This window comes from Streptomyces erythrochromogenes (assembly GCF_036170895.1).
Taxonomy (GTDB): domain Bacteria; phylum Actinomycetota; class Actinomycetes; order Streptomycetales; family Streptomycetaceae; genus Streptomyces; species Streptomyces erythrochromogenes.
Genome location: NZ_CP108036.1, coordinates 8183173 through 8205752 on the forward strand (window position 1 = coordinate 8183173; position 22580 = coordinate 8205752).

A 22580-nucleotide genomic window follows, 5' to 3' on the forward strand; every position below is an offset into this window, starting at 1 on the left:
GCCCCGGCTACCCGACGGCCCTGTCCGCACGGAACGTGCGCCGGTACGCGGCCGGCGTCGTGCGCAGGGCCTCGTGGAAGCGCCGTCGCAGGTTGACGGCAGAGGAGAGACCGACCCGCCGCGCGATGGTCTCCACGGGCAGGTCGGTCTCCTCCAACAGCGCCCGGGTGGCGGCGATCCGCCGGTCCAGCAGCCACCGTCCGGGACTGATGCCCAGCTGCTCGGTGAAGCGCCGGGTCAGCGTGCGGGCCGATACCTGCGAGCGGGCCGCCATCTCGGCGACGCTGACGGGTCGGTCCAGCCGCCCGTCCAGCCACTCCAGCAGCGGTGCCAGCGAATCGGTGACCGGGCCGGAGGCGGGCAGCTCGGCGTACTGCAGCTGGCAGCCCTCGCGGTGCGGCGGCATCACCATCTGACGGGCGATCCGCATCGCGTACGCGGCGCCCTGATCGACCCTCACCAGGTGCAGGCAGAGGTCCACACCGGCTGCGGACCCGGCGCTGGTGGCGACGTCGCCGTGGTCGACGTAGAGCACGGCGGGGTCGACGCGGACCCGCGGGAACCGGGCGGACAGTTCGGCGGCCTGGGCCCAGTGGGTGGCTGCCCGCCGGCCGTCCAGCAGTCCCGCGGCGGCGAGCACGAAGGCGCCCGAGCAGAGGCCGACGACCCGCGCGCCGCGCGCATGCGCCCGGCGGACCGCCGAGACCACCGCCGACGGCACCTCCGTGCAGGCCGGCTGCCGCCGGCCGGGGACCAGGACGGTGTCGGCGCGCTCCAACGCGTCCAGGCCGGTCGTGACCAGCATGTCGTAGCCGGCCTCGGTCCGCACCGGACCGGGAAGCTCGGTACAGACCTCGAACGCGTAGCGGGCGGGGACCGCCGGGCCGTGGTCGCCGAACACCTCGCTCGCGCAGGCCAGGGGGAACGCGGACTGCGGGGGCTGCAGCAGGGCCACGACCCGGTGCGGCGCAGGGGATTTCGGCGGCGGACGCGGCGTCATGGCGGGAAAGTACCCCATCATGTCGGTCAGGACACTGGGGCCCACCGAATGGTCCAGTCCAATATCGGTGCGTGACCACGACACAGACACCGCACGGCCGCCCCGCCCCGGCCGACCCGCAGGCCGTCCAGCTCCCCTTGTGGGACCGACGGTTCACGCTCTACTTCACCGCCCGCGCGGTCTCGCTCCTCGGCGACGCGATGATGCCGGTGGCCGTCGCCCTCGCTGTCGGTGCGCTGTACGGGATTTCAGGTGTCGGCCTCGTCCTCGGCGTCTGGACCGGGACGTTCGTCCTCCTGGCGCTCTTCGGCGGTGTGTTCGCCGACCGGTTCGGCGCACGCCGGATGATGATCGGGGCGGACCTCGTCCGCGTGCTCACCCAAGGGGTGCTGGCCGCCGCCTTCTTCACCGGGAAGCCGCCGTTCTGGCTGCTGGTGACCATGGCGGCGCTGGCCGGTGCGGCCGTCGCGATGTTCCTGCCGGGCGTGAACGGGATGGTCCCTCTCGTCGCCCGCGAGCCGCAGCGGGCCAACGCCACGCTCAAGGTGGCCGACGCGCTCGCCCACCTGCTCGGCCCGGCCCTGGCGGGCCTGCTGATCACCCTGACCAGCGCCGGAACCGTCTACGCGATCGATGCCGGCACCTTCCTGCTCAGCGCCCTGTGCCTGGCGCTCATCCGGTTCGACCCCGCGGCCACGCCCTCGCACACCCCGGCCGCCGCCGACTCCCGCACCCGCACGGGCCGTTCGCTCCGCCGCGAACTGCACCAGGGATGGCGGGAGTTCCGCGCCCGCACCTGGATGTGGGCGGTGATCCTGATCTGGATGGGCTACGGCGTCCTGGTCTTCGGCCCGCTCGTCCCGCTCGGCTCGGCGCTGGTCGGCGTCCGCCTCGGCCCGGACGCGTACGGCCTGGCGGTCTCCTTCCTCGGCGCCGGGACGGTACTCGGCGGACTGCTGGCGTTGCGGCTGCGCCCGGTCCGGCCACTGGCCGCCGGTACGGTGGCGATGGCGCTGTACACCGCCCTGCCCCTCTGCATCGCGCTGGGTGCCGGCCTGCCGGTGCTGCTCGCGGGCCACGCCCTCGGCGGCGCGGCCATCGCGTTCTGGTCGGTGATGTGGGCGACCAGCGTGCAGACCCACACCCCGTCCGCGGTCCTCAACCGGGTCACCGCGTACGAACAGGCGGGCTCGGTGTCCGGGATCGCACTCGGCCAGATGCTGGCGGGACCGGCCACCGCACTGGCCTCCCCGGACCGGCTGCTGTGGGTGTCGGCGGGCGCCTGCCTGCTGGGCTGCGCCACGCTCTTCGCGATCCCGGCGATCCGCACCCTGCACCGGGCCGTTGCCACGGTGCACCCTCCGGTTGCCGGGCCGCCCCCACGAGCGTGACGATGAAAGAGGCGGTCTCTGCTCTCGACGAGGAGGACCTCGTGACCACGGGCAGGCGAAAGCGTTGGGCACTGCTGTCCGTCTCGGTGGCGCTGGCAGCAGGGCTCGTGACGGCCACGGGCGGCAGTACACCGGCCGCCGCGCGCGTCGGCGACCGGACAGCCGAAGCGGCGCCCCTCGCCCCGTCACCGCAGCCCACCGATGACATGTCCGCAGCCGCCGAGCTGTACCTGACCCACGTCCTGGACCTGCTCCAGGACAAGTCGCTGGACAAGAACGAGGTCGACTGGCCCGAAGTGCGGCGCCAGGCGTTCGCCAAGGCCGCCGGGGCCAAGACCACCGCCGACACCTACGACGCGATCGACCTCGCCGTCAAAGCCCTCGACAACCCGCACACCGCCTTCATGAGGCCGGAACAGGCCGGAGAGTTCAGACCGTCCCCCGAGGTGGAGGTACCCGGCCTCGGCGCACCGCCGCCGGTACCCAGCGGCCGCATCGTCGGACAGGAGATCGGCTACGTGTCGCTCCCGACCACCGACAAGATCCCGGGCTACGCCCGGGCCGGCGCCCGGCTGGTCCGCACGCTCGACGCCTCCCGGCCCTGCGGATGGATCGTCGACCTGCGGGCGGACGGTGGAGGAGCCGTCTGGCCCAAACTCGACGTCCTGGCGCCGTTGCTGGGCGACGGGCACCTCGGCGCCTTCGTGGACGCAGACGGCAACAAGGGCGCATGGGCGCTGAACAAAGGGCAGCTGTCCATCGGCGGCGAGGTCATCCCCAAGGACCTCCCCCCGAGCATCGAAACGGGCGAGAACGGCATCGAAGACTACGTGACGCACAACGCCTACGTTCTGAAACGGCCCGCGCCGCCGGTCGCGATCCTCACGGGACCCGAAACGGCGAGCGCCGGCGAGGCCGCCCTGATCGCCTTCCGCGGCCGGCCGGAGAGCCGGAGCTTCGGACTGCCCACGGCCGGGCTGGCGACGGGAAACACGGCCTACCCGCTCAACGACGGCGCGCTCCTCCTCCTCACCGAAGCGGCCGACATGGACCGGACCGGGCGCAGGTACGTCAACACCCCCATCGCCCCCGACGTCCGCGTGGCCTTCACCGACAGCGACATGGTCCGAGGCACCGGTGACCCGGTCATCGACGCCGCTCGGAAGTGGCTGGAGTCCCGGCCCGCCTGCCGCCAGTGACCGACGGGCGGCGAGCAACGCCGAACGACCACGTGAGCGCCGTACTGGCCAAACTGGACGTCGGCAACCGCGTCCGGGCCGCCCTGTGGGCCCAGCGCGCCGGCCTGTTCGACGCAGTGCACCCGTGACGCCCGGCGGTCCTGCGGGGCCGGGCGGTGACGGACGCGGTGCTGGTGGCCGCCGTCCTCGCCGATGCGTGGGCGTACACCGGGACGGGCGAGTGGGCGGCAGTCGCCCCCGGCGCCGTCGCCGCCCTGATCGCCCTGTTCTGCCTGGCCGAACAGCGCCGCGCCCGCCGGGTCCTGGCCGGCAGCGCACTGGCGTACGCGATCTGCGGCAACCTGCCGGAATCGACGGGTACGAGCCGGCCAACGCGCCCGAGTCCGCCGTAGCCGTCGGCTACCCGCTCACCGCCGCAGGAGTGGCGGTGCTCTGCGGCCGGCTCGTGCTGACCCGTCGCGAGCTCGCCCGGAGCATGGCCGAACTGCGGGCGGCGCAGGAGCACCAGCGCGAGCTCCGCGCCCGGGCGAGCGCCGCCCCCTGGACGGACTGCGCCACATGGTCGCCGTGCTGCGCGCCCCGGGCGACCCCGACGCGGAACTCGCCCTGCACCCCGCGCCCCTCGCCCTGCTCGACCGCCTGCACGCGCCCGGTTCGACCGTCGTCGTCGAGGTCCGCCGCCCCCGGGACCGTCCTCGAGGCGACGGGCATCAACACCCCCGCCCGGCAACCCGCCCTGGGGCTGCCCAGTGCCCGGCACGGCCTGCTCGGCCTGGGGGAACGAGCCGAACACCTGGACGGCAGCCTCTCCCACGGCCCCACCCCGACCGGCGGCTACCGGCTGCACCTCCGGCTCCCCGGCCGCCGCCTCGGGGAGCAGGCCGAAGCCGAAGCCGAACTCCGGCCTCTCGGCGGGTTCGCCGCCGGGGCGACGGGTGAGAGATCATGATGGTGTGGTGCGGTGCAGTTCGGCTCGGGTGTGAAGGAAATACAGGCTGTGCGGGAGGCGGAGTTCGTAACGGTCGCGGGGCTGGTCGCGGCGGTGGCGCAAGGGGAGAGCGGCGCGCTGTGGCGCCTGGAGGGTGCCGACCGGCAGTTGGACGCCAACCTGGTGCGCCACCTGCCCGGGACCGGCGGGGCGGCGTACGTCGAGGACGAGGTCGACGTGATGCTGGTCGTCGTCGGGGGCGGCGGCACCCTCACCTCGGACGGCACCACGTCCCGGCTGGCTCCCGGATTCATCGGACTGCTGCCGCGCGGCACGTCCCGGGCACTGCTGGCCGGCCCCGAGGGGCTGCTCGTGCTGACCGTGCACCACAGGCGCCGCGGGATGAGCATCGGACGGACCACCCCTGCCGTCGCGCCCGAGCCGTGCGCGCTGCACCTGGTGTGCGGCCGGTGCCACCGGCACGCGATCGAGGCGGACGCCCGCTACTGCAGCGGCTGCGGCACGGCGCTGACGGACCGCCCCGAGGGCCGGTAGGCGCCTGTCAGGGGCCGGCCTCCGCGCCCCGGGGCCTTCGCGGACGGACCGGCCGGGCCCCGGGAGCTCCGGCGTGCCGGTGATCCGACACCGGAAGCCGTGCCGTCACGCTGAGTCGCGCTGTCACGGGACTATGGTGACCCAGGGTCAGACGTTGTCGGGTTCCGTGCCGTGGGCACGGGACGCCCTTCCGGAAAGGCTTGCGCCCGTGTCTGCTGCACTCTCCGATGATCTGAAGCGGGTCATCGACGATTCCCCCATGTTCGCGACGGTGGCGACCATCCAGCCCGACGGCAGCCCGCAACTGTCCGTGACCTGGCTCATGCGCGACGGCGACGACCTGCTCATCTCCACGACGGAGGGCCGCAGGAAGGAACAGAACCTGCGCCGTGACCCGCGCATCACCGTGATGATCAACCCGCCGGACGCGCCGTACACCTACGCCGAGGTGCGGGGTACCGCCGAGCTGACCACGGAGGGCGGGCAGGAGCTGATCAACGAGCTCTCGCGCAAGTACACGGGCAAGGACTACCGGGACTTCAACCCCGCCTCCGTCGACGACGCCCCGCGCGTCGTGGTCCGGGTCGTTCCCCGCAAGGTCGTCGGCTCGATCTAGTCCGCCGGGACCCGTGGATGCCCGGAGTCGGACCGAGCCGGCCCGCCCCGGGCATCCACGGCGAGCTGTGACTAAGCTGCCATTTCCTGCTGGGCGGCCGCGCCGGGCAGTTCCTGCCCGGACCTGTTCTTGACGAGTTCGACGTTCTCGACGAACAGCTGGAAGAGCAGCTGACTCGCGCCGAGCTCACGGCCGTTCTTGCCGTTGGCACCCTGTGCGATGCCCAGACTGTACGGTTCGTTGTCCTCGGCCTTCACGCCGATGTACCCACCCAGCGTGCCCTCGTTCGCGTTCGCGTTCTGGTAGCCGCCGCCGTTCGCCTTGCGGATCAGGTCGTTCTTGTAGCCCGGTCCGAGTGCCATGTGGTCCTGGTTGAAAAGGAGTTCGTGGGCGCCGGGTTTCAGGGTGAACTTCAGCTGGACCGCGTAGGAATCACCCTGGAAGGCGTGGTACGCATCGGCCTGGCCCTGGTCCCCGAGGTGGGCCCCGATCGTCATGCCGGAGTACCCGTTCTGCCTGAACTCCTTCGCCGTGCCCGCTCCGCCCGCTATGTACTCCGTCATCTCGGTCCGTGCGGCTGCGTCGCCCCAGTAGGTGAGGGCGCTGTGAGCCTCGTCGAAACTCATGGAGCGGTACAGCTCCATCCGCCCGGAGTCCTCCGGCATTCGCGCCAGATCGGCCAGGAGCCGGGGGCCGATGGTCGTGATGATTTCATCGATCCTGCGCGGAGGCTTGCTGGCTTTGAAGCCCTTCATGCTCTTCTTGGAAGCGGCGATCTGTGCGGACTTGGCCTTGGCTGCCGAGCTGCTGGACCCGCCCACTCCTGCCTTGTCCTCCCAGTGCTCGACCGTCAACAGGTCCTGCGGGTTCGCGACACGCTGCACGGCGTGATGGGAACCGGACGCGGCCGACGGTGCCGCCTGGCGCTGCACGTCCGCGGTGGCGGCCTGGTGGCCGGGTGCCATGACCCGGCTGGCGTTCGCCTCCGCCTCCCGCTCGAACCGGTCCGACGGGTCGGAGACCTTCAGCCCCGATCCGTTGTCGGTACCCGCGACCGGTCCCTGGCGCTGCTGGATGACGTGGGTGAGTTCGTGGGCGAGGGTGTGCTTGTCGCTGCCGCCGGCGCCGATGACGACATGGCTGCCGGAGGTGTAGGCGCGGGCCCCCACCTCGGCGGCGGAGGCCTTGGCGGCGCCGTTGTCATGGATGCGGACGTCGGAGAAGTCCGCACCGAGGCGGGCTTCCATGTCGCTGCGGGTGGCGGCGTCCATGGGGCGTCCGGGGGCGCGCAGGACGTCGTGAACGGCGGACCGCTGCACAGCGTGCTGCTCGGACTGCTGGTGTCCGCACCCGTCCGTGTGCTGGTGCTGCTCCTGGTCCCGCCCGTGACCGGCCCGCCGGAGCATCTGTACGACCGCGGCGTTGCCCGCACTCGCCTGGAGCCCCATCAGCCCCACGGGCGCCGCGGCTTCCTGCTGCGGTGCCGCGGTACGGCGGCCGGTCTGCAGCAACTGGTCGTCGGTCTTCTGCGTCGGGCGGGGGTGCTTGGGACTCACGCGATCGCCTTTTCGGTACGTCGGGGAAGCCGCTTCGCGCGGCTGCCAGGCCACACCCCCAAGGGGCGGTCACCCCTCGTGACCAGGGGTTCTGAAGCATTATCAGCCAGCTTGCCGACGTGAAGGCCGTGATCGGCGCCTGGCGTCGACTCTCTGCCCGGACGTACATCGAGACGTGCAACCGGCGTGCCCGTTAAGGCAGACCCACCAGGCCCCAACCGCGGCGGGCGGCCTCCGTGGTCACATCGCCCCATTCGCGCAGCAGCGCGGTGAAGTCCTCGAAGGTGTCCGGGCGGCCGGCCCAGCCCGCACACTCCGCGGCGAACGCCTCACGAAGCTCCTCGAGACGGGACCCCACACCCGTCCAGGCGCGCACCTTGCCGCGCAGCGCCCCGGGCGGGCACACGACGAGCACCGACGAGTGCCAACGATCGGCGGGCGGCGGGAAGAACCCTCCGCCGCCGTTCAGCGCAGGATCGTCGGCGGGATCCGCGTCCCAGATCAGACCGGCGAGAAAGGCATCCATCGCCTCACGTACGGACGCGTCGACGAGAGGCCGCATGTCGTCCCATGCATCTCCCGCGCGGGCGTGCGGGCTGAAGGCGCCGGTGGTGCTGCGGAAGTCGTACTCGGCGCACCACGCGGCCCCATGAGCCGGGGGCCAGTCCCTGCCGCCGCCGGCCATCTCGCCCTTCTGGTACTCCTCGTCCAGGGCCCGGATCCGGTCCTCGACGGGGAGGGAGCCCAGGTGCTTCCAGTCCGCGATGAACAGCGTGAGAGACAAACCCATGGCGGCAGCATAGGCAGACCCCGCGAGCCCGGCGTGATCGGCAGGGGCTAGGGCGCGGCGGGGAGCCGGACCGTGGCGACGAGGCCGCCGGCGGGGCGCGGGGCGAGGTCGAGGGTGCCGTCGTGGGCGCGGACGATGCTGTGGACGATGGCCAGACCGAGGCCGACGCCGGCGTGCTCGTCGGTGCGTACGCGTTCCGTTCCGCGCCGGAAGGGCTCGGTGAGGGTCGGCACCAGGTCCGCGGGGAGCACACGGCCCGTGTTCTCGACGCGCAGCACGATCGTGCCGCCGTACGCCTGCGTGTGGACGGTCACGGTCCCGCCGGCGGAGAGGTTGTGGACGACGGCGTTCTGGACGAGGTTCGTCACCATCCGCAGCAGCAGCTCCGCGGAGCCGCTGGTCCGGGCCGCGCCGCCGGTCACGTCGAGGGTGGTCCGGCGCTCCTCCGCGAGGGGGAGCAGCGTCTCGGCGGCCTCTTCGGCGACCAGGGAGAGGTCGACGCTCTCGCGGGTGAAGTTCCCGCGGTCGCCGCGGGAGAGCAGCAGGAGCGCCTCGGTGAGGTCGATCGCCCGCGTGTTCACGGCGTACAGGCGCTCGATCAGCTCGCCGCGGTCCTGCCCGGGGTCCTTGCGGGCGACGTCCAGGAGCGTCCGCGAGATCGCTAGTGGGGTGCGCAGTTCGTGGGAGGCGTTCGCGGCGAACCGCTGCTGCTCGGCGACGTGGGACTCCAACCGGTCGAGCATCGAGTCGAACGCGTCGGAGAGTTCACGGAACTCGTCCTGGCGGCCCTCCATGTGGATCCGGTGGGACAGCGAGCCCCGCCCGGCCGTACGCGCCGCATCCGTGATCAGCGTGAGGGGTCTGAGCATCCGGCCGGCGAGGACCCATCCGCCCAGGAGGCCGAACACGAGCAGGAAGGCCATCGCCACGGCCGCTGCGGGGGCGAAGGTGCGCACGAGGAGGTAGCGGTTGGGCGAGATCCCGAGAAGGCCCTGCGAGTTGTCGGGTACGTAGCGCAGCAGGAACCACCACACCACGGCCAGCAGCAGGGCTCCGGCCACGAAGAGGAACCCGGCATAGCTGAGGGCGAGCTTCAGCCGGGCGCTGAGCCCCGGACGCCTACGCATGCGCGCTGCCGGGGACCGCAGGGCCCGTACCGGTATCGATGCGGTAGCCGACTCCGGGCACCGTCGCGATGATCCACGGTTCGCCGAGCCGCTTGCGCAGCGCGGACACGGTGATGCGCACCGCGTTGGTGAGCGGGTCGACGTTCTCGTCCCAGGCCCGTTCCAGCAGCTCCTCCGCGCTGACGACCCCGCCCTCGGCGGCCACGAGGACTTCCAGCACGGCGAACTGCTTGCGGGTGAGTGCGACGTAGCGCCCGTCGCGGAACACCTCCCGCCGGAAGGGATCGACCCGCAGGCCCGCGATCTCGCGGACCGGGGGCCGGGCGTACGCGCGCCTGCGGTCGAGCGCCCGCAGCCGCAGGACCAGCTCCCGCAGCTCGAACGGTTTCGTCAGGTAGTCGTCGGCGCCCAGCCCGAACCCGGAAGCCTTGTCGTCGATCCGGTCGGCAGCGGTCAGCATGAGGATCGGGATACCGCTGCCGGAGGCGACGATGCGACGGGCGACCTCGTCACCGGAGGGGCCGGGGATGTCGCGGTCGAGGACCGCGAGGTCGTAGGAGTTGACGCTGAGCAGTTCGAGGGCGGTGTCACCGTCGCCGGCGATGTCGGCGGCGATCGCCTCCAGCCGCAGACCGTCACGGACCGCCTCGGCCAGGTAGGGCTCGTCCTCCACGATCAAAACGCGCATGTCGGAAGCCTAAGCGGCGCACCCTGTCGCCGACGTATGCTCAGCCCGCCGACGCCAGTGCGGGTCGCGGCCCGTCCGACGGCGCCCGTTCCGCCGTGCGCCACCAGCGGCGCGACGCCGCCGCGGCCAGCGCGGCACCGGCGGCGTTGACCAGTACGTCGTCCACCGACGACACCCGGTCCAGCCAAAGCACGTACTGTGCGCTCTCCACCAGGGCCGAACAGCCCGCCCCGAGCGCCAGGACCCGCGGCACGGACGCCAGTGCCGCGAACCGCATCGGGGCGAAGAGCCCCAGCGACGCGAAGACCAGCAGGTTGCCCACGATCCCGAGCGGCCCCATCGTGACCAGATCCCGCAACGGTACGAGGCTCACCCGGCCCGGAACGACACCGGCCCCGGCGCCCGGCATCAGGATCATCCACACCCACGGCACCGTCCCGTGCACCATGCCCACCTCGGCCAGCGACAGCCGCCACGCCGACGGGACGCCCGCGGCACGGCGACGGCGCGCCAGGACCCACGCCACCAGCACCGCCAACGGCAGCGTGACCAGCGTCATGAGCACCACACCGTTGAACGTGTCGTAGCAGCCGTGCCACCGCCCGGCCATGCACGTCGGCGCGGACATCATGAGGGGCTTCCGCAGGATGAAGGCAACACCCGCCAAGCCGACGACCGCCAGGCCGAGGAGCAGGATCCCGCCCGTACGGCGGGGCGGTGGCGGCAGGGATGCGTCGTGGTTCATGCCCCCATTGGAAACGCACGGCCGTTGCGGTGGCGTATGGGGTTTTCGATACACCCGCGATACGCGCGATGATGTCCGGATGCCCATTTCGCCTTCTGCTTCCTCTCCTTGCCCTGCTTCTGCCCTGACGGACCTGTGGCTGCGCGGCGTCGCGGCCAACCCGGGAGCCCCTGCCGAGGTCCTGCTGCGACTGCTGGACCCGGCGGCCGGAGCGGCCCGGCAGCTCCTCTGCGAGGAGCGCGGCCTGCCCGACGAGGTCGTGGACGCGGTGGTCGCGCACCCGGAGGCCAAGGTCCGCCGGTTTTTGGCCCGCAACGCGCATGCCGCGCCCGCCCACCGCGGCCGTCTGGCCGCGGACCCCCACGTCATGGTCCGCGCGGCCGTCGCCGGGGGACCCCGCCCGCGCCCTCGTCAGCAGCGACCACTGCCGGACGGCGTCCTCCTTACCTTGCTGACCGCCGAGGACAGCGGCGAACCCGAGCTGCTCACGGTCAACGAGATCCTGCAGGAACTCATGTTCTCCAGGCAGGTGACCGCCTCCTTCCGGTACAGGATGCGCGGGCACGAGCACCCCACTGTGCGGGGCCTCGCAACGGACGTGTGGAGCCGGCTCACCGCCGAGGAACAGGAAGCATTGCTGAACGATCCCGATCCCGACGTCCGGGCATCCGCCGAATACCGGGTCAGCGCGGCGGACCCGGCAGGCAAGGGGGCGGTCTTCCCCGCCCCTGGCCACTACCGGTGGATGGTCCTCAACAACTACGCGCTGTCGGATGCCGTTCTCGAGGCGGCCCTGGCCGACCCGGAATTCCGCACGTCCATCGCGTTCAATCCCTACACGCCCCCGCACGCCGTCGCCCGGCTCGCCCGCGACGCCGACCCCGCGGTGCGCGAGTGCGTCGCCGCCCGGGCCGACCTCGATCCGGCCGTGTGGGCCGAGCTCGCCGAGGATCCCCACGAGCGGGTGCGCACCCGCGCCAGGGTGCAGCCGCTGCCCCGCACCACAGCGCAATGCCGGGCCGTCGATCACGAGATGAAGGAGGACCCCCGCGACTGGGACTGCGTCTGCCCGATCCCGGAGCCGTACACCGAGCCGGACGCGGACTGGTACCGGGCCTGCGCCGAGTCCGAGGAGGTGATGCTGCGGCTGGCCGCCGCGAGATGTCCCACGCTGCCCGCCGATCTGGTGGCACGGCTGGCGGAGGACCCGCACGAGGAGGTCCGCCACAGGCTGGCCTCGTGGCATCCGCTGGCTCCCGCCGAGACCGTCCTCGCGGCCTTCGTCGCCCGCCCCCGGCAACGCCCCCACCTGCTCATGCAGTCCAGGCTGCCGCGGACCGGCCTCTCCCACCTGCTCGACCACGAGGACCCTGAGGTACGGGCACTGGCTGCCGCCGATCCGACGCTCGGGCGGGCTCCCGTGGGACTGCTCACCGACCGGGACGACCGCGTCCGCCGGGCCGCCGCGGCCAACCCGCTCTTCACCGGGGACGCCGTGGAGGCGCTCCTCCACGACCCGGCGACGGCCGAGGGCGCCGCGGCCAACCCGGACCTGCCGGCCGCCCGCCTGCACGCCCTGCTGGACCTGGCGGACCTGCCGCGCTGACGGGGCTCGGACAGGATCCGCCCGCGCCACCTCTCCGCCCGGTCACGAACGGCGCGGGCTCGGGCAGGTCGTGCTAGCGGACCCGTCCGGAGAGCCAGGGCGTGAGGGAGACGCCGGGGACGCGTTCCTTGTAGGTCTCGTCGCCGGGAAGGGGGACGCAGAGGTGGTAGCCCGGTGGGAAGAACCTGCCTTTGACGAAGGCCAGTCCGCTGTAGACGGCCGTCAGGAACGGCGGGACGCAGTCGCGTGGGAGGTCCTGGAACTCCACCCCGTCCACCGTGATCTCCGCGTCGTCTTCGGGGAAGAGCCGAATGCCCACCGCCGGGCTGCCGCCCAGTTCCACGAACGCCTCATGGGGCAGCGACCCGTCGGGATCGGCGACGGAGAACAGTGGCGCGGAGCTCCTCCGCGACGTCCGGTCGGCGCCGATGTCCTCGGTGACGGCCATGGCCCGTTGGTACTGGGCCGCGACGGCTCTTATCGCGGCGACGGCCGACTCGGTGGTCGGCAGGCGGGGGTGATGCGTCATGATCCCGATCATGCCAAGACCCGGCCCGGACGTGAACTGCCCCGCCGGTACGGTTGGTTAGGAGGAGATCGTGGATCAGGGGGACCCATGACGGCTGCGGACGCACCACCCATCGTCTTCGTGCACGGGACGCGGTTCAGCGCGGGGCAGTGGAGCCCGCAACTCGCCGCACTCCAGCAGGACTTCCCGGCGGCCGCCGTGGACCTGCCGGGCCACGGGTCCCGCTGTGCCCAGCCCTGGAGCCTCGGCGCGGCCTCGGAGGTCATCGCGGCCGCGGTGGACTCCCTCGACCGCGGACCCGCCCTGGTCGTCGGGCACTCCCTCGGCGGATACGCGGCGCTGGAGTTCGCGCGGCGCCGCCCGGAACTGCTGCGGGGGCTGGTCCTCGCGGGGGCCAGCGTCTCCACGACCGGTGCGTGGGCGATCCCGTACCGGTGGGTCGCCGGGCTCGTCCCGCGCGTACCGGCGGCCCGGCTGACCCGGTGGAACGACCGGCTGCTGCGCCGGCTCTACCCTCCCGAGGTGGTGGGGGCGACCATCCGCGCCGGCTACGCCTTCCACACCCTGCCGGCCGCCTGGGGCGAGGTGCTGGGCCGCTTCGAGGCGTCCGCGATGCGTCACGTGGACGCCCCCGTGCTCATCCTGAACGGCGAGAAGGACACCGTCTTCCGTTCCGGCGAGAGGGAATTCGCCCGCGCGCACCCGCACGCCCGCGTCGAACTGATCCCACGGGCAAGGCACCTCGCCAACTTCGACGATCCCGAGGCGTTCACCGACGCCGTCCGCCGCTTCGCCCTGCAACTGCCGGTGCGCGGCTGACCGCGGGCTACGCCGGGCCGGGACCGGCGACGCGTACGCTCTCCACCCAGGACGGGGGAGCGGGCGGGTCCTCTCCGATCAGCGCGGCGATCAGGCGGCAGGACGGCGTCTCGTCCGGCCACGGCGTGTACCCGTCGGTCAGCACGACCACCATGTTCGGCCGGTCGGGCAGGGCCAGCGCCGCGCTGATGCCGACCCGCATGTCCGTGCCTCCGCCGCCGGCGAGGGTCACCTCCCCGGCACTGCGCACCCGCGTCACGGCGTGCACGTCCGCGTCGCACGCGAGGACGGCGACCCGGTTGCCGCCGACGCCCACCTCCCGCAGGACACCGGTGAGTTCGGCGAGCGCGGCCGCGAGGTCGTCCGGGCCCATCGACCCCGAGGTGTCGACGACGACGGCCACCCGCGGCAGCGGCCTGCGCAGGCTGGGCAGCACCACCCGGCCGCCGAGCGCCGGGGTCCGGCGCGAGGGGCGGCGGTACGTGTAGTCCACCGCGCCGGCCGCCCAGGCGGCGGCCTCGCGGACCGCTCCCGCCAGGGCCTGGCGCCAGTCGACGGTGGGTTCCAGGAGTTCCTCGGCCCAGCGGGCCCAGCCCGCGGGGATCCGGCCCCGGGCGCGCTGGTGTGCCCGCACGGCCTCGGCGGTCTGTCGGCGCAGCGCCTCCGCCTCCACCGGGCCGACCCGGGCGGGGCCGCCGCCCTCGCCGAGCTCCCAGGGCACGGAGGTGCCGTGGGCGCCGGAACCGCAGTCCGGCCCGTGGGGCGTCGGGGGAATCCCCGGCAGGTACGTCTCGAACAGGCCGCCCGTGGGCAGGCCGTAGAGCCGAGGCTCCATCCGGCCCTCGGGCAGCGCCAGGCCGTCGGCGAGCAGGTCGTCGTTGATCTCGCAGTCCTGGGCGATGTTGACCCGGACGTGGTCGCGCTGGTCGGCGGCGGGCAGCCGCTCGGCCCGGCCGTGGTGGTCGCGCAGCAGGTGCGCCACCTCGTGGATCCACACCCCGGCCAGTTCGACGACTTCGGTCGCCTCGACGAATGCGGGGGAGACGTAGCAGCGCCAGTGCCGGTCGACGCCCATGGTGCGCACCCCGGCCGAGGGGACCACGGTCAGGGCGTACAGCGCGGAGGCGAGGTACGGACGGGCTTCGGCCGCCTTGTAGCGGGCGGCCAGCAGCTTGGCACGGTCCAGGTCCGGGGCCGCCTCCAGGCTCACGGCGGACGGCCCGGGTTCAGCCGCCGCCCGGCAGCGCGCCGGACAGCTGGAGCAGTTCCACGAAGGCGTCGATGCCGGCGGGCACCGGCCAGTCGACGTCGCGCATGGCGGCGAGGTCGACGGCGGCGCGGGCGGCGACGTCGGGCACGCCCGCGTCCACGGCCTTGGCGAGGACCGCCCAGGCCGCCTCCCAACGGGGGCGGGTGAGCTCGCTCTGCACGGCTGCGACCACGGCGATGAGGAAGGCCAGCTGCCGGTCGCCGCGCTCGGGCAGGGCGAAGGCGTCCGGGTCGGCCAGTACCCGGTCCGGGTCGGGCAGGTCGAGGTGTTCGAGGTACGAGAGCAGTTCGATCCCGGCGGCCTCGCCGACGGCGCCGGTGAGCGCGGCGGCCAGTGCCTCCCGGCCGGTGGAGGCCGCGTACCCCGTGGCCAGCAGCCGCAGGGCCATCTCCCAGGTACGGGGCGAGGGCCAGCCGCGGCCCCGCCCGGCGGCCTCGGCCGGCATGTGGTGGACCAGGCCCGGCCGGGCGGTGAGGAAGCCGGACACGGCGCCGCGGGCGCGGGCCACCGCCCCGGAAGCCCTGCCGGGATCGACGGTGGGGATCGCCACCTCGGGCCAGGTGCCGGCCATGCCGCGGGCGACGGTGCGCGGGTTGTGCGTCCAGTCGAGGTGGACGAAGCGGTTGGCGAGCGGCGGGCTGAGGTGCCAGCCGTCCGCGGCGCTGGCGGGCGGATTGGCCGCGGCGACGATCCGTACCGCCGCCGGGAGTTCGAGGCTGCCGACCCGGCGCTCCAGGACCACGCGCAGCAGCGCCGCCTGCACGGCCGGCGGGGCGGAGGACAGCTCGTCGAAGAACAGCAGCCCGTGCCCGGTGCGGGCGAGGCGCACCGCCCAGTCCGGCGGCGCCATGGGGACGCCGGTGGCGGCGGGGTCGTCGCCGACGATGGGCAGACCGGCGAAGTCGGAGGGTTCGTGGACACTGGCGATGACGGTCTCCAGCGGTACGCCGAGCGCGGTGGCGAGCTGCTCCATGCCGGCGGACTTGCCGATGCCCGGCTCACCCCACAGGAGGACGGGCTGATTGGCCGTCACGGCCAGTGCCAGTGCTTCCAGCTGGGGGTTGGTGGCGGGCTCGGTGCGGGTGGCGCTCAGCCGGGCGCCCAGGGCGTCGGCGGCGGCCAGGGCCCGGGCGGGCCGCACCTGCTTGGCCTTCGCATTCGTCTGCGCACTCATGCGTCGTCGTCCTCTTCGGCCTCGTCGTGGTCCTCTTCGCCTTCCTCTTCCTCCCGGTACTCCATGTGCTCGTCGAACCAGTCGGCGCCGATGTCGGGGAACTCCTCGTCGACGCGGTTCCGGAGGAAGGTGAGGTCGGTGCGCTTGTAGCGGCGGATCTCCTGGGACAGCGACAGTTCCATCTCGTCGATGACGTCGATCCGCGCACCGGCCGCCAGCAGGGCCCTCACCAGCTCCGCCGAACCGCCCCAGTGCACCGCCGACAGCAGAGGGGTGCGCTCCGCCTTGTCCCGGGCCTCCAGGTCGAGTCCGGCCGCCAGCAGCCGCGGCAGCAGGACCTCGTGGTCGAGCAGGTGGAGCCCGTGCAGCAGTCCCCGTCGGCGGGCGTCGCGGATCCGGGGGTCCACGCCGGCGTCCAGAAGTGCCATCACGCCGGGGGTGTCGCCGTGCTGGACGCGCAGGAAGAGCTCGTGCCGCTGGGCCCGGAGGCCGCGCGGCAGCCGCCCCCCGCCCGTGGTCCAGCTCTGCTGGACGGCGAAGCAGCCCGAGACCGTGCCGCCGAACGCCCGCATCGCACGCTCCCGTTGCTGCTCCTCCGGGGTGTGCGGGACATCCAGTACTCCGCCGCGCGAGCGCACCTCGTGCCACCCGCCGCGACAGCGCACCCGTACCGGTGCACCCGCGTCGGGGCCGGGCGGGCCGACCGCCGGGCCGGCTTCGGGGAACAGGGCGGCGGCCACCAGCGGGTGCAGCTCGCGCGGGGAGATCCGACCGGTCCGTACCAGTTCCAGATCGGGGAGCCGCTGCCAGGCGTACCGGGGCAGGAGCGGGACGGCGGCTGCCTCGGCCACTTCGATGACGCGGGCCCGGAGCGCGCCGGGACCGGCGGGTTCCAGCAGGAGGGAGCAGCGCCAGTTCACCGGGATCCGGTACCGGTCGCCCGCCCCGGCCGCCACGAGCCGAACCGTCTCCGCCGCGAGCCGGGTGAGGTCGACGGGCAGCTGCGCGAGGAGGGCCTCCGGGTCCGCCGGACGCTGGTACGACTGCGGCGTGGGGACGGTCAGGTCGCAGGTGACGCCCGCGGCCTCGAAGGCACCGACCGTGTCCCCTGTGGCCCGCAGCCGGGCGATCCGCTCGGCGAGGCCCTCCGGTTCGGCGAAGCGCGTTCCCAGCCCGGATGCGCGGCGGGCGTCCCAGAACGGCCTGATCGAGGTCCAGTCCTCCGGGACGAAACCGCGCCCCGTGTACTTGTTCCACTCGGCGGCGACGGGCGCGCACTGCAGGCGCAGCCGCTGCGAGCCCTCGGTCAGGAGGGGCGTGGTGACCGACAGGGCCGGCCCGCCGGGGCCGCCGTAGGTGGCGAGCACGATCCGCAGGTCGGGGGCGATGGTGGTGCGGCCGCCCAGGAGCCGGGGCAGGTGCCAGCGCAGCAGGTCCGGGGCGAGGTACCGCAGGTCCTCCGCCACGGCCTCGGCCACGGCGGCGCCGTAGCGGGCCTCCACGTCGGGCAGTTCGAAGCCGACGTCCACGGCGGCGGTCGCGCAGGCCGCCCGCCAGTCACCGGCCAGCCGGTGCGCGGTGGCCTGCTCGATCATCCAGCCGGGTACGGCGTAGCGGCGGATCCGCTGCCAGGCCGGGGCGTCCTCCGCCGTGAAGCCGCCGGTGAGTACTGCGTTCGCCGGGCTCACCGGTACACGCTGCCGATGGCCCGCACGTCGGGATGGGCGGCCCGGGCGGGGCGGAGCCGTTCGGTGAAGGAGCGCTTCACGCGGCGGGGGAGTCCGGGGCCGAGGCCCACGTACTCCAGCGGGCTGTCGTCGCGCACCGCCGCGAGCAGGCGCTTCGCACCCCGCCCGGTCAGGCCGGTGTGGCGCAGTTCCAGCCGGCGCAGGGGGCTGCCGGGGAGGGCGGCGGCCAGGGCGTACGCCCCTTCGTCGCCCGGGTGGTTGCCGGGAGCCCCGAGGCTGCGCTCGGACAGGGTCCGGCCCAGGTCGAGCGCTTCGATGCCGCCGAGGGAGGCGGCCAGCGCGCACGCTCCGGCGGCGCCGATCCCGTTGCCGCCGAGCCCGAGGCGGACCGGGTGCGCGGAATCGGCCGCGGCGGCGGCGAGGGCCGCGACGCCCTCGTCGCCGAGGTGGTTGGCGGGGACGTACAGCTCGCGTACGCCGGCATCCCGGATCAGGGCGGCCAGCAGCGGGGCGGCGTCGGGGCCGAGCCCGTTGCCGCCGAGGGAGAGCCGCTCCAGGGGCTGTTCGCGCTCCAGCAGCGCGTCGAGCACGAGGCGTACGCCGTCGGCGCCGATCCCGGTGTTGACCAGGTCGAGGGTGCGCAGGGCGGTGTTGCGGCCCAGTAGCGCGGCCAGGATGCGGGCGCCGTCCTCGTGGAGCGGGTTCCGCTTGAGCCAGAGGGCGCGCACGGTGGTGTCGTCGGTGAGCGCGCCGGCGAGGGAGCCCACGCCGTCGGGGCCGATCCGGTTGCAGCCGAGGTAGAGGGTGTGCAGCCCGTGGCCGTCGGCGGCGAGGGCCTCGGCCAGGGTGAGGGCGCCCGCGTCGCCGATGGCGTTGGTGCCGAGGAGCAGGTGGGTGGCGTGCGCGGAGGCGGCCGCGGCCGGCAGCAGCCGGGCCGTTCCGGCCGGGCCGAGACCCTGCTTGCAGAGGTCGACGCGGCCGTCGGCGCGCAGGGTGCCGAGCGGGAAGGTCTCGTCGGTCTCGACGGGCCGGTCCGCGGCGAGCCGGGCGAGCAGCGGGTCGAGGCCGGCCGGGTCGGCCGGCGGCAGGTCGGGGTGCTCGATCGCGGGGCACCGTACGGGTGTCGGCTGTGTCATCACCACTCCACCGGTTTCCTTCGCCGGTGCCCGGCGTCCATCACGACGTACTGCGGAGGTAGACGCAAGACCGGTCGGATTCGAACCGACGTCCTCCAGCTCGATGCGTGGGCGCGACGACCTCTGCGCTACGGCCTTGCTGCCGGCGATCATACCCACACGGCGGCCGAAAATCGATCACCAGTTTGGATCGCCGGACGTTGTCGTACGTTACGCGTCCTGAATGCCGAACCGGACGCGTCAGCGGCGGAGTTGAGCCAGTCCGGACGGCTGCGGCCGGTGTGCCTGGTGGGGGTGGGGGTCCCTATGTAATGTCACATCGCATGATGCTCTTACGTCGTGCGGCATCAGCCGCAGCCCTCCTCGTCACCGTCCTCCCCCTCTCGGTCGCCTCACCCGCGCACGCCTCGCCCGCGCACGCCGCCGCCGACGGCGCGGCCGCCTGCCGTCCCCCGGCGTCCGTTCCGCTCGACGCCGAACAGACACGGCTCGCGGACCCCCGTGCCACCGCCCTCGTCGAGCGCGCCGGCTTCGGGGACTTCGTACGGCGATTCCCCGCCGCCCTGTGCACCACGCGCAGCCGCGCCGAGGCCGAACGGCTCCTCGACTCCTGGGGCCAGGCCCTCTGGCAGGCCTCCGTACGGCGGGCCCAGAGCCAGCGCCCCGGCGGCGACCTCGCCCCCGGCGACGACCGGCCGCTGTACTGGGCGCGGCTCGGCATGACCGCCGCACTCGCCCGCTGGCAGCCGGAGTTCCCCGCCGACAAGGCGGCGCTCCGCGCCCGCCTCGAAGACGCCTCCCGCGGCCTCACCGACAACGCCTTCCGCACGGCGCCCGGCGTACGAAGGATCTTCATCAGCGGATTCGACCCCTTCGGGCTCGACGCGGAGATCCGCCGCGCCAACCCGTCCGGATCGGCCGCCCTCCAGCTCAACGGACGGCGCCTCACCCTCGCCGACGGCACCCAGGCCGAGATCCGCGCCGTCGTCCTGCCCGTGCGGTACGCCGACTTCGACGCCGGCATCGTGGAGCGGGCGTTCACCCCGCACCTGGCCGCAGGCCCCGCCTCCGCCGACATCATCACCACCGTCAGCCAGGGCTACCCCGGCATCTTCACCCTGGAGGACTGGGCCGGACGGGCGCGGTCCGCCGACCCGTACCCCGACAACGCGCGCGCCCTCTCCGGCGGCACCCGCGAACGTCCGGTGACGGCCCCCGGCCTCGGCCCCGGCCCGGAGTTCATCCGCACCACGCTCCCCGCCGACGCGGTGACCGCCGCCGTACAGACCCCGTACCCGGTCCTCCTCAACAGCGACGTGACCGAGATCCCGGCGGGCGCCACGGCTCCCGTCGACCGGACCGACGGCCCGACGCCCGGCTCCCGCGCCGTCGCGGGCGGCGGGGGAGGCTACCTGTCCAACGAGGTCGCCTACCGCTCCAACCGGCTGCGCGCCGAACTCGCCCCGCACCTGCCCGGCGGCCACCTCCACACCCCGGTGCTCACCGGCCTGCCGGCCGATCCCCAGCTGCTGACCGGCCCCGAGTTCGAACGCAACGAGAGCGCGATCACCGCGGAGGTCCGCGCCGTCCTCGAACACGCCGCCGTACGGCGGTAGTCGCCGCCTCGCCCGCCGTCCGCCCGTGGCTTCGCCCGTGGCCCCCGCCTGCGGTGCGTCACCCCGCCATGGGGCAGGATGGCAGCCCGTTCCGGATGCGTACACACGCCCGAACGCGGCTTACAGCACGACGAACTGACAGGTGACAAGGTGACGACACACCTCATACGACGGCCGGCGGCGTCCGCCGCCACACCCCCTGGCCGCCGCCGCGCAGCGGAGGGGGTCCGTTGAACCGGGATCTCGTCCTGCACGACTGGCTGGTCGCGGGTATCGCCCTGGCGGCGGGCGCCGCGGCCGGACTGCTGCTGCGTGCCCTCCTGCGGTGGCTGGGCCGGCACGCCGAGCGGACCCGCTGGCGCGGCGACGACATCATCGTCGACGCGCTGCGCACCATCGCCCCGGGCGCCGCGCTCATCGCGGGCGCCGCGGTGGCCGCCACGACCCTGCCGCTCACCGCGCGCGTCTCGGGGTTCGTGAACCAGTCCCTGACCGCGCTGCTCATCCTCATCGCCACGCTGAGCACGGCCCGGGTCGTCGCGGGCCTCGTCCAGTCGGTGGCGGGGACGCGTACCGGGGTGGCCGCTTCGGCGTCCATCTTCGTCAACATCACGCGCATCGTGGTCCTCGTGATGGGCGTCCTCGTCGCCCTGGAGACCCTCGGCGTATCCATCGCCCCCCTGGTCACCGCCCTCGGCGTGGGCGGTCTGGCGGTGGCGCTGGCACTCCAGGACACCCTCGCCAACCTCTTCGCGGGCGTGCACATCCTCGCCTCGAAGACCGTGCAGCCCGGTGACTACATCCGGCTCACCAGCGGCGAGGAGGGCTACGTCGTCGACATCAACTGGCGCAACACCGTGGTGCGCAACCTGTCGAACAACCTGGTCATCATCCCCAACGGGCGTCTCGCGCGGACGAACATGACCAACTTCACCCAGCCGGAAGCGCAGTTCTCGATCATGGTCCAGGTGGGGGTGGGCTACGAGAGCGACCTGGAGCACGTCGAGCGGGTGACCCTCGATGTCGTCGACGGGGTGATGGCGGACATCAACGGCGCGGTCCCCGACCACGAAGGAGCCGTCCGCTTCCACACGTTCGCGGACTCCCGCATCAACTTCACGGTGATCCTGGGCGTCGGCGAGTTCAGCGACCAGTACCGGATCAAGCACGAGTTCATCAAGCGCCTGCACCGGCGCTTCCGTACGGAGGGCATCTCGATCCCGGCCCCGACCCACACGATCGCCCTCCAGCGCGACGAAGCCCTGACGCCGCCCCCGCACGCCCCCGTCCCCCACCAGCGCGGGTCCTCCCCGTCGACCGCGACGGAACTGACGGACACCCGCAACTGACGACCCGCGGAACACCGGGAAAGCGGGCTCCGTCGGCCAGGAAACCGACCGCCGGAGCCCGCAGGCCGTTCGTCGGCGGCCGATGTGGACGGTACTCACCGCAGAGCGGCGCGGGCGATGGGGAAGCGCGGGCCGATGGGGCGTCGCGTCCCTTCGCGGTGATCGCGCGGCTGAGGCGCCGGTGAAATGGATTGCGATGCGAGGGAAGCGCTCGGCAGGGTACGTAGCGTGACGTCCCAGTACCAGATCCGCGCCGACCACGATGCCCGCACCATCGTCGTCTACCAGGCGTACAGTCCTGCCATCGCCGACGCGGCGCTGCGAGCGGGCCGCTTCGTCGCGCCGTTCTCGTTCCACCGGATGACGTGGATCAAGCCCTCGTTCCTGTGGCTCATGCACCGCAGCAACTGGGCCCGCAAGCCCGGCCAAGAGCGCATTCTCGGGGTGCGGATGACCCGGCAGGGCTGGGAGGAAGCCCTGTCCCGGGCCGTGCTCACGACCGCGGACCCGGCAGCCGTGGCCCAGGCAGCCGTACACGTCCAGTGGGATCCGGAACGTTCGCCCCGCGGAGCGGCACTGAACCACTACAGCATCCAGGTAGGCATCGGCCGGCACCTCATCCGTACGTTCACCGACGACTGGATCGTCAGCCTCACCGACCTCACACCTCAGGTCCGCAGGGCCGCGACCCTGATACAGACCGGGCATGCCGACAAGGCCCGGCGACTTCTGCCCACGGAGCGCGTCTACCCACTTCCTCGGGAGCTGGAAGGCCTTTGTCCCGATGGATGACGTCCG

Annotated in this window: 22 protein-coding genes and 1 pseudogene; 11 read left to right on the forward strand and 12 right to left on the reverse strand. The window is 73.3% G+C overall.

Features of this window, described 5'->3' with window-relative positions; translation table 11 throughout:
- Window positions 1–7: 7 nt before the first annotated feature.
- Complete coding sequence (locus OHA91_RS37720; protein ID WP_031153705.1) at window positions 8–1000, reverse strand: GlxA family transcriptional regulator; 993 nt, start codon at window positions 998–1000, stop codon at window positions 8–10.
- Between the two features lie 71 nt (window positions 1001–1071).
- Here OHA91_RS37720 and OHA91_RS37725 point away from each other — a divergent pair, with 71 nt between their 5' ends.
- The 6 genes from OHA91_RS37725 (at window position 1072) to OHA91_RS37755 (ending at window position 5689) form a co-directional block, all read left to right on the forward strand.
- A complete protein-coding gene (locus OHA91_RS37725; RefSeq protein ID WP_266504556.1) occupies window positions 1072–2391 on the forward strand; it encodes an MFS transporter in 1320 nt (439 codons plus the stop codon).
- A 41-nt stretch (window positions 2392–2432) separates the two neighbouring features.
- Window positions 2433–3590, forward strand: coding sequence for a S41 family peptidase (locus OHA91_RS37730; RefSeq protein WP_266504553.1), 1158 nt, complete (start codon window positions 2433–2435; stop codon window positions 3588–3590).
- Window positions 3591–3745: 155 nt separating this feature from the next.
- The gene (locus tag OHA91_RS37740) at window positions 3746–3982 is read left to right on the forward strand and encodes a hypothetical protein (protein ID WP_328740909.1); all 237 of its coding nucleotides are present in this window, start codon (window positions 3746–3748) and stop codon (window positions 3980–3982) included.
- A gap of 35 nt (window positions 3983–4017) precedes the next feature.
- On the forward strand, window positions 4018–4539 hold the full coding sequence (locus OHA91_RS37745) for an ATP-binding protein (RefSeq protein ID WP_328740910.1): 522 nt from the start codon (window positions 4018–4020) through the stop codon (window positions 4537–4539).
- 48 nt (window positions 4540–4587) lie between these two features.
- Window positions 4588–5073, forward strand: coding sequence for a zinc ribbon domain-containing protein (locus OHA91_RS37750; protein ID WP_037633021.1), 486 nt, complete (start codon window positions 4588–4590; stop codon window positions 5071–5073).
- 208 nt (window positions 5074–5281) lie between these two features.
- Window positions 5282–5689, forward strand: coding sequence for a PPOX class F420-dependent oxidoreductase (locus OHA91_RS37755; RefSeq protein ID WP_031153692.1), 408 nt, complete (start codon window positions 5282–5284; stop codon window positions 5687–5689).
- Window positions 5690–5760: 71 nt separating this feature from the next.
- Here the strand turns inward: OHA91_RS37755 and OHA91_RS37760 are convergent, their stop codons facing one another.
- The 5 genes from OHA91_RS37760 to OHA91_RS37780 form a co-directional block, all read right to left on the reverse strand.
- Window positions 5761–7245 (reverse strand): eCIS core domain-containing protein, encoded by a 1485-nt coding sequence (locus OHA91_RS37760; protein ID WP_408059218.1) that lies wholly within the window; start codon window positions 7243–7245, stop codon window positions 5761–5763.
- Window positions 7246–7438: 193 nt separating this feature from the next.
- Window positions 7439–8035 carry a hypothetical protein gene (locus OHA91_RS37765; RefSeq protein WP_266504544.1) on the reverse strand — a complete coding sequence of 199 codons (597 nt, stop codon included), beginning with the start codon at window positions 8033–8035 and terminating at the stop codon, window positions 7439–7441.
- 47 nt (window positions 8036–8082) lie between these two features.
- Window positions 8083–9162, reverse strand: coding sequence for a sensor histidine kinase (locus OHA91_RS37770; RefSeq protein ID WP_031153683.1), 1080 nt, complete (start codon window positions 9160–9162; stop codon window positions 8083–8085).
- Complete coding sequence (locus OHA91_RS37775; RefSeq protein ID WP_031153680.1) at window positions 9155–9850, reverse strand: response regulator transcription factor; 696 nt, start codon at window positions 9848–9850, stop codon at window positions 9155–9157. The genes OHA91_RS37770 and OHA91_RS37775 overlap by 8 nt, the downstream gene beginning before the upstream one ends.
- Window positions 9851–9890: 40 nt before the next feature.
- Entirely contained in the window at window positions 9891–10595 is a 705-nt protein-coding gene (locus tag OHA91_RS37780; protein WP_328740911.1) for a VanZ family protein, read from the reverse strand.
- A 79-nt stretch (window positions 10596–10674) separates the two neighbouring features.
- On the opposite strand from OHA91_RS37780, the gene OHA91_RS37785 reads away from it, so the two are divergent.
- Complete coding sequence (locus OHA91_RS37785; RefSeq protein WP_328740912.1) at window positions 10675–12201, forward strand: hypothetical protein; 1527 nt, start codon at window positions 10675–10677, stop codon at window positions 12199–12201.
- 73 nt (window positions 12202–12274) lie between these two features.
- Here the strand turns inward: OHA91_RS37785 and OHA91_RS37790 are convergent, their stop codons facing one another.
- Window positions 12275–12730: a hypothetical protein gene (locus OHA91_RS37790; RefSeq protein WP_266504538.1), complete on the reverse strand. Its 456-nt coding sequence runs from the start codon at window positions 12728–12730 to the stop codon at window positions 12275–12277.
- 87 nt (window positions 12731–12817) lie between these two features.
- On the opposite strand from OHA91_RS37790, the gene OHA91_RS37795 reads away from it, so the two are divergent.
- The gene (locus tag OHA91_RS37795; RefSeq protein WP_328740913.1) at window positions 12818–13549 is read left to right on the forward strand and encodes an alpha/beta fold hydrolase; all 732 of its coding nucleotides are present in this window, start codon (window positions 12818–12820) and stop codon (window positions 13547–13549) included.
- Between the two features lie 7 nt (window positions 13550–13556).
- Here OHA91_RS37795 and OHA91_RS37800 read toward each other — a convergent pair whose 3' ends face one another.
- The 5 genes and pseudogenes from OHA91_RS37800 to OHA91_RS37820 form a co-directional block, all read right to left on the reverse strand.
- A complete protein-coding gene (locus OHA91_RS37800) occupies window positions 13557–14759 on the reverse strand; it encodes a vWA domain-containing protein (RefSeq protein WP_328740914.1) in 1203 nt (400 codons plus the stop codon).
- 16 nt (window positions 14760–14775) lie between these two features.
- Window positions 14776–15993, reverse strand: coding sequence for an AAA family ATPase (locus tag OHA91_RS37805; protein WP_328740915.1), 1218 nt, complete (start codon window positions 15991–15993; stop codon window positions 14776–14778).
- On the reverse strand, window positions 15990–17681 hold the full coding sequence (locus OHA91_RS37810) for an ankyrin repeat domain-containing protein (RefSeq protein WP_266504530.1): 1692 nt from the start codon (window positions 17679–17681) through the stop codon (window positions 15990–15992). The genes OHA91_RS37805 and OHA91_RS37810 overlap by 4 nt, the downstream gene beginning before the upstream one ends.
- A complete protein-coding gene (locus OHA91_RS37815; protein ID WP_328740916.1) occupies window positions 17678–18817 on the reverse strand; it encodes a leucine-rich repeat domain-containing protein in 1140 nt (379 codons plus the stop codon). The genes OHA91_RS37810 and OHA91_RS37815 overlap by 4 nt, the downstream gene beginning before the upstream one ends.
- 65 nt (window positions 18818–18882) lie before the next feature.
- Window positions 18883–18955 (reverse strand): annotated as a pseudogene (locus OHA91_RS37820).
- A gap of 185 nt (window positions 18956–19140) precedes the next feature.
- Between OHA91_RS37820 and OHA91_RS37825 the strand changes: the two are divergent.
- The 3 genes from OHA91_RS37825 (at window position 19141) to OHA91_RS37835 (ending at window position 22574) form a co-directional block, all read left to right on the forward strand.
- Entirely contained in the window at window positions 19141–20433 is a 1293-nt protein-coding gene (locus OHA91_RS37825; protein WP_266504524.1) for a C15 family peptidase, read from the forward strand.
- Window positions 20434–20663: 230 nt separating this feature from the next.
- A complete protein-coding gene (locus OHA91_RS37830; RefSeq protein ID WP_328740917.1) occupies window positions 20664–21782 on the forward strand; it encodes a mechanosensitive ion channel family protein in 1119 nt (372 codons plus the stop codon).
- A 228-nt stretch (window positions 21783–22010) separates the two neighbouring features.
- Window positions 22011–22574, forward strand: coding sequence for a DUF4291 domain-containing protein (locus tag OHA91_RS37835; RefSeq protein ID WP_031153653.1), 564 nt, complete (start codon window positions 22011–22013; stop codon window positions 22572–22574).
- The last annotated feature ends 6 nt before the right edge of the window (window positions 22575–22580 follow it).

Bases quoted from the DNA above. Each gene is read 5' to 3' on its own strand.
- OHA91_RS37720 (WP_031153705.1), bottom strand. From the start codon at position 1,000: ATGACGCCGCGTCCGCCGCCGAAATCCCCTGCGCCGCACCGGGTCGTG.
- OHA91_RS37765 (WP_266504544.1), bottom strand. From the start codon at position 8,035: ATGGGTTTGTCTCTCACGCTGTTCATCGCGGACTGGAAGCACCTGGGC.
- OHA91_RS37770 (WP_031153683.1), bottom strand. From the start codon at position 9,162: ATGCGTAGGCGTCCGGGGCTCAGCGCCCGGCTGAAGCTCGCCCTCAGC.
- OHA91_RS37775 (WP_031153680.1), bottom strand. From the start codon at position 9,850: ATGCGCGTTTTGATCGTGGAGGACGAGCCCTACCTGGCCGAGGCGGTC.
- OHA91_RS37780 (WP_328740911.1), bottom strand. From the start codon at position 10,595: ATGAACCACGACGCATCCCTGCCGCCACCGCCCCGCCGTACGGGCGGG.
- OHA91_RS37785 (WP_328740912.1), top strand. From the start codon at position 10,675: ATGCCCATTTCGCCTTCTGCTTCCTCTCCTTGCCCTGCTTCTGCCCTG.
- OHA91_RS37790 (WP_266504538.1), bottom strand. From the start codon at position 12,730: ATGACGCATCACCCCCGCCTGCCGACCACCGAGTCGGCCGTCGCCGCG.
- OHA91_RS37795 (WP_328740913.1), top strand. From the start codon at position 12,818: ATGACGGCTGCGGACGCACCACCCATCGTCTTCGTGCACGGGACGCGG.
- OHA91_RS37805 (WP_328740915.1), bottom strand. From the start codon at position 15,993: ATGAGTGCGCAGACGAATGCGAAGGCCAAGCAGGTGCGGCCCGCCCGG.
- OHA91_RS37815 (WP_328740916.1), bottom strand. From the start codon at position 18,817: ATGACACAGCCGACACCCGTACGGTGCCCCGCGATCGAGCACCCCGAC.
- OHA91_RS37825 (WP_266504524.1), top strand. From the start codon at position 19,141: ATGATGCTCTTACGTCGTGCGGCATCAGCCGCAGCCCTCCTCGTCACC.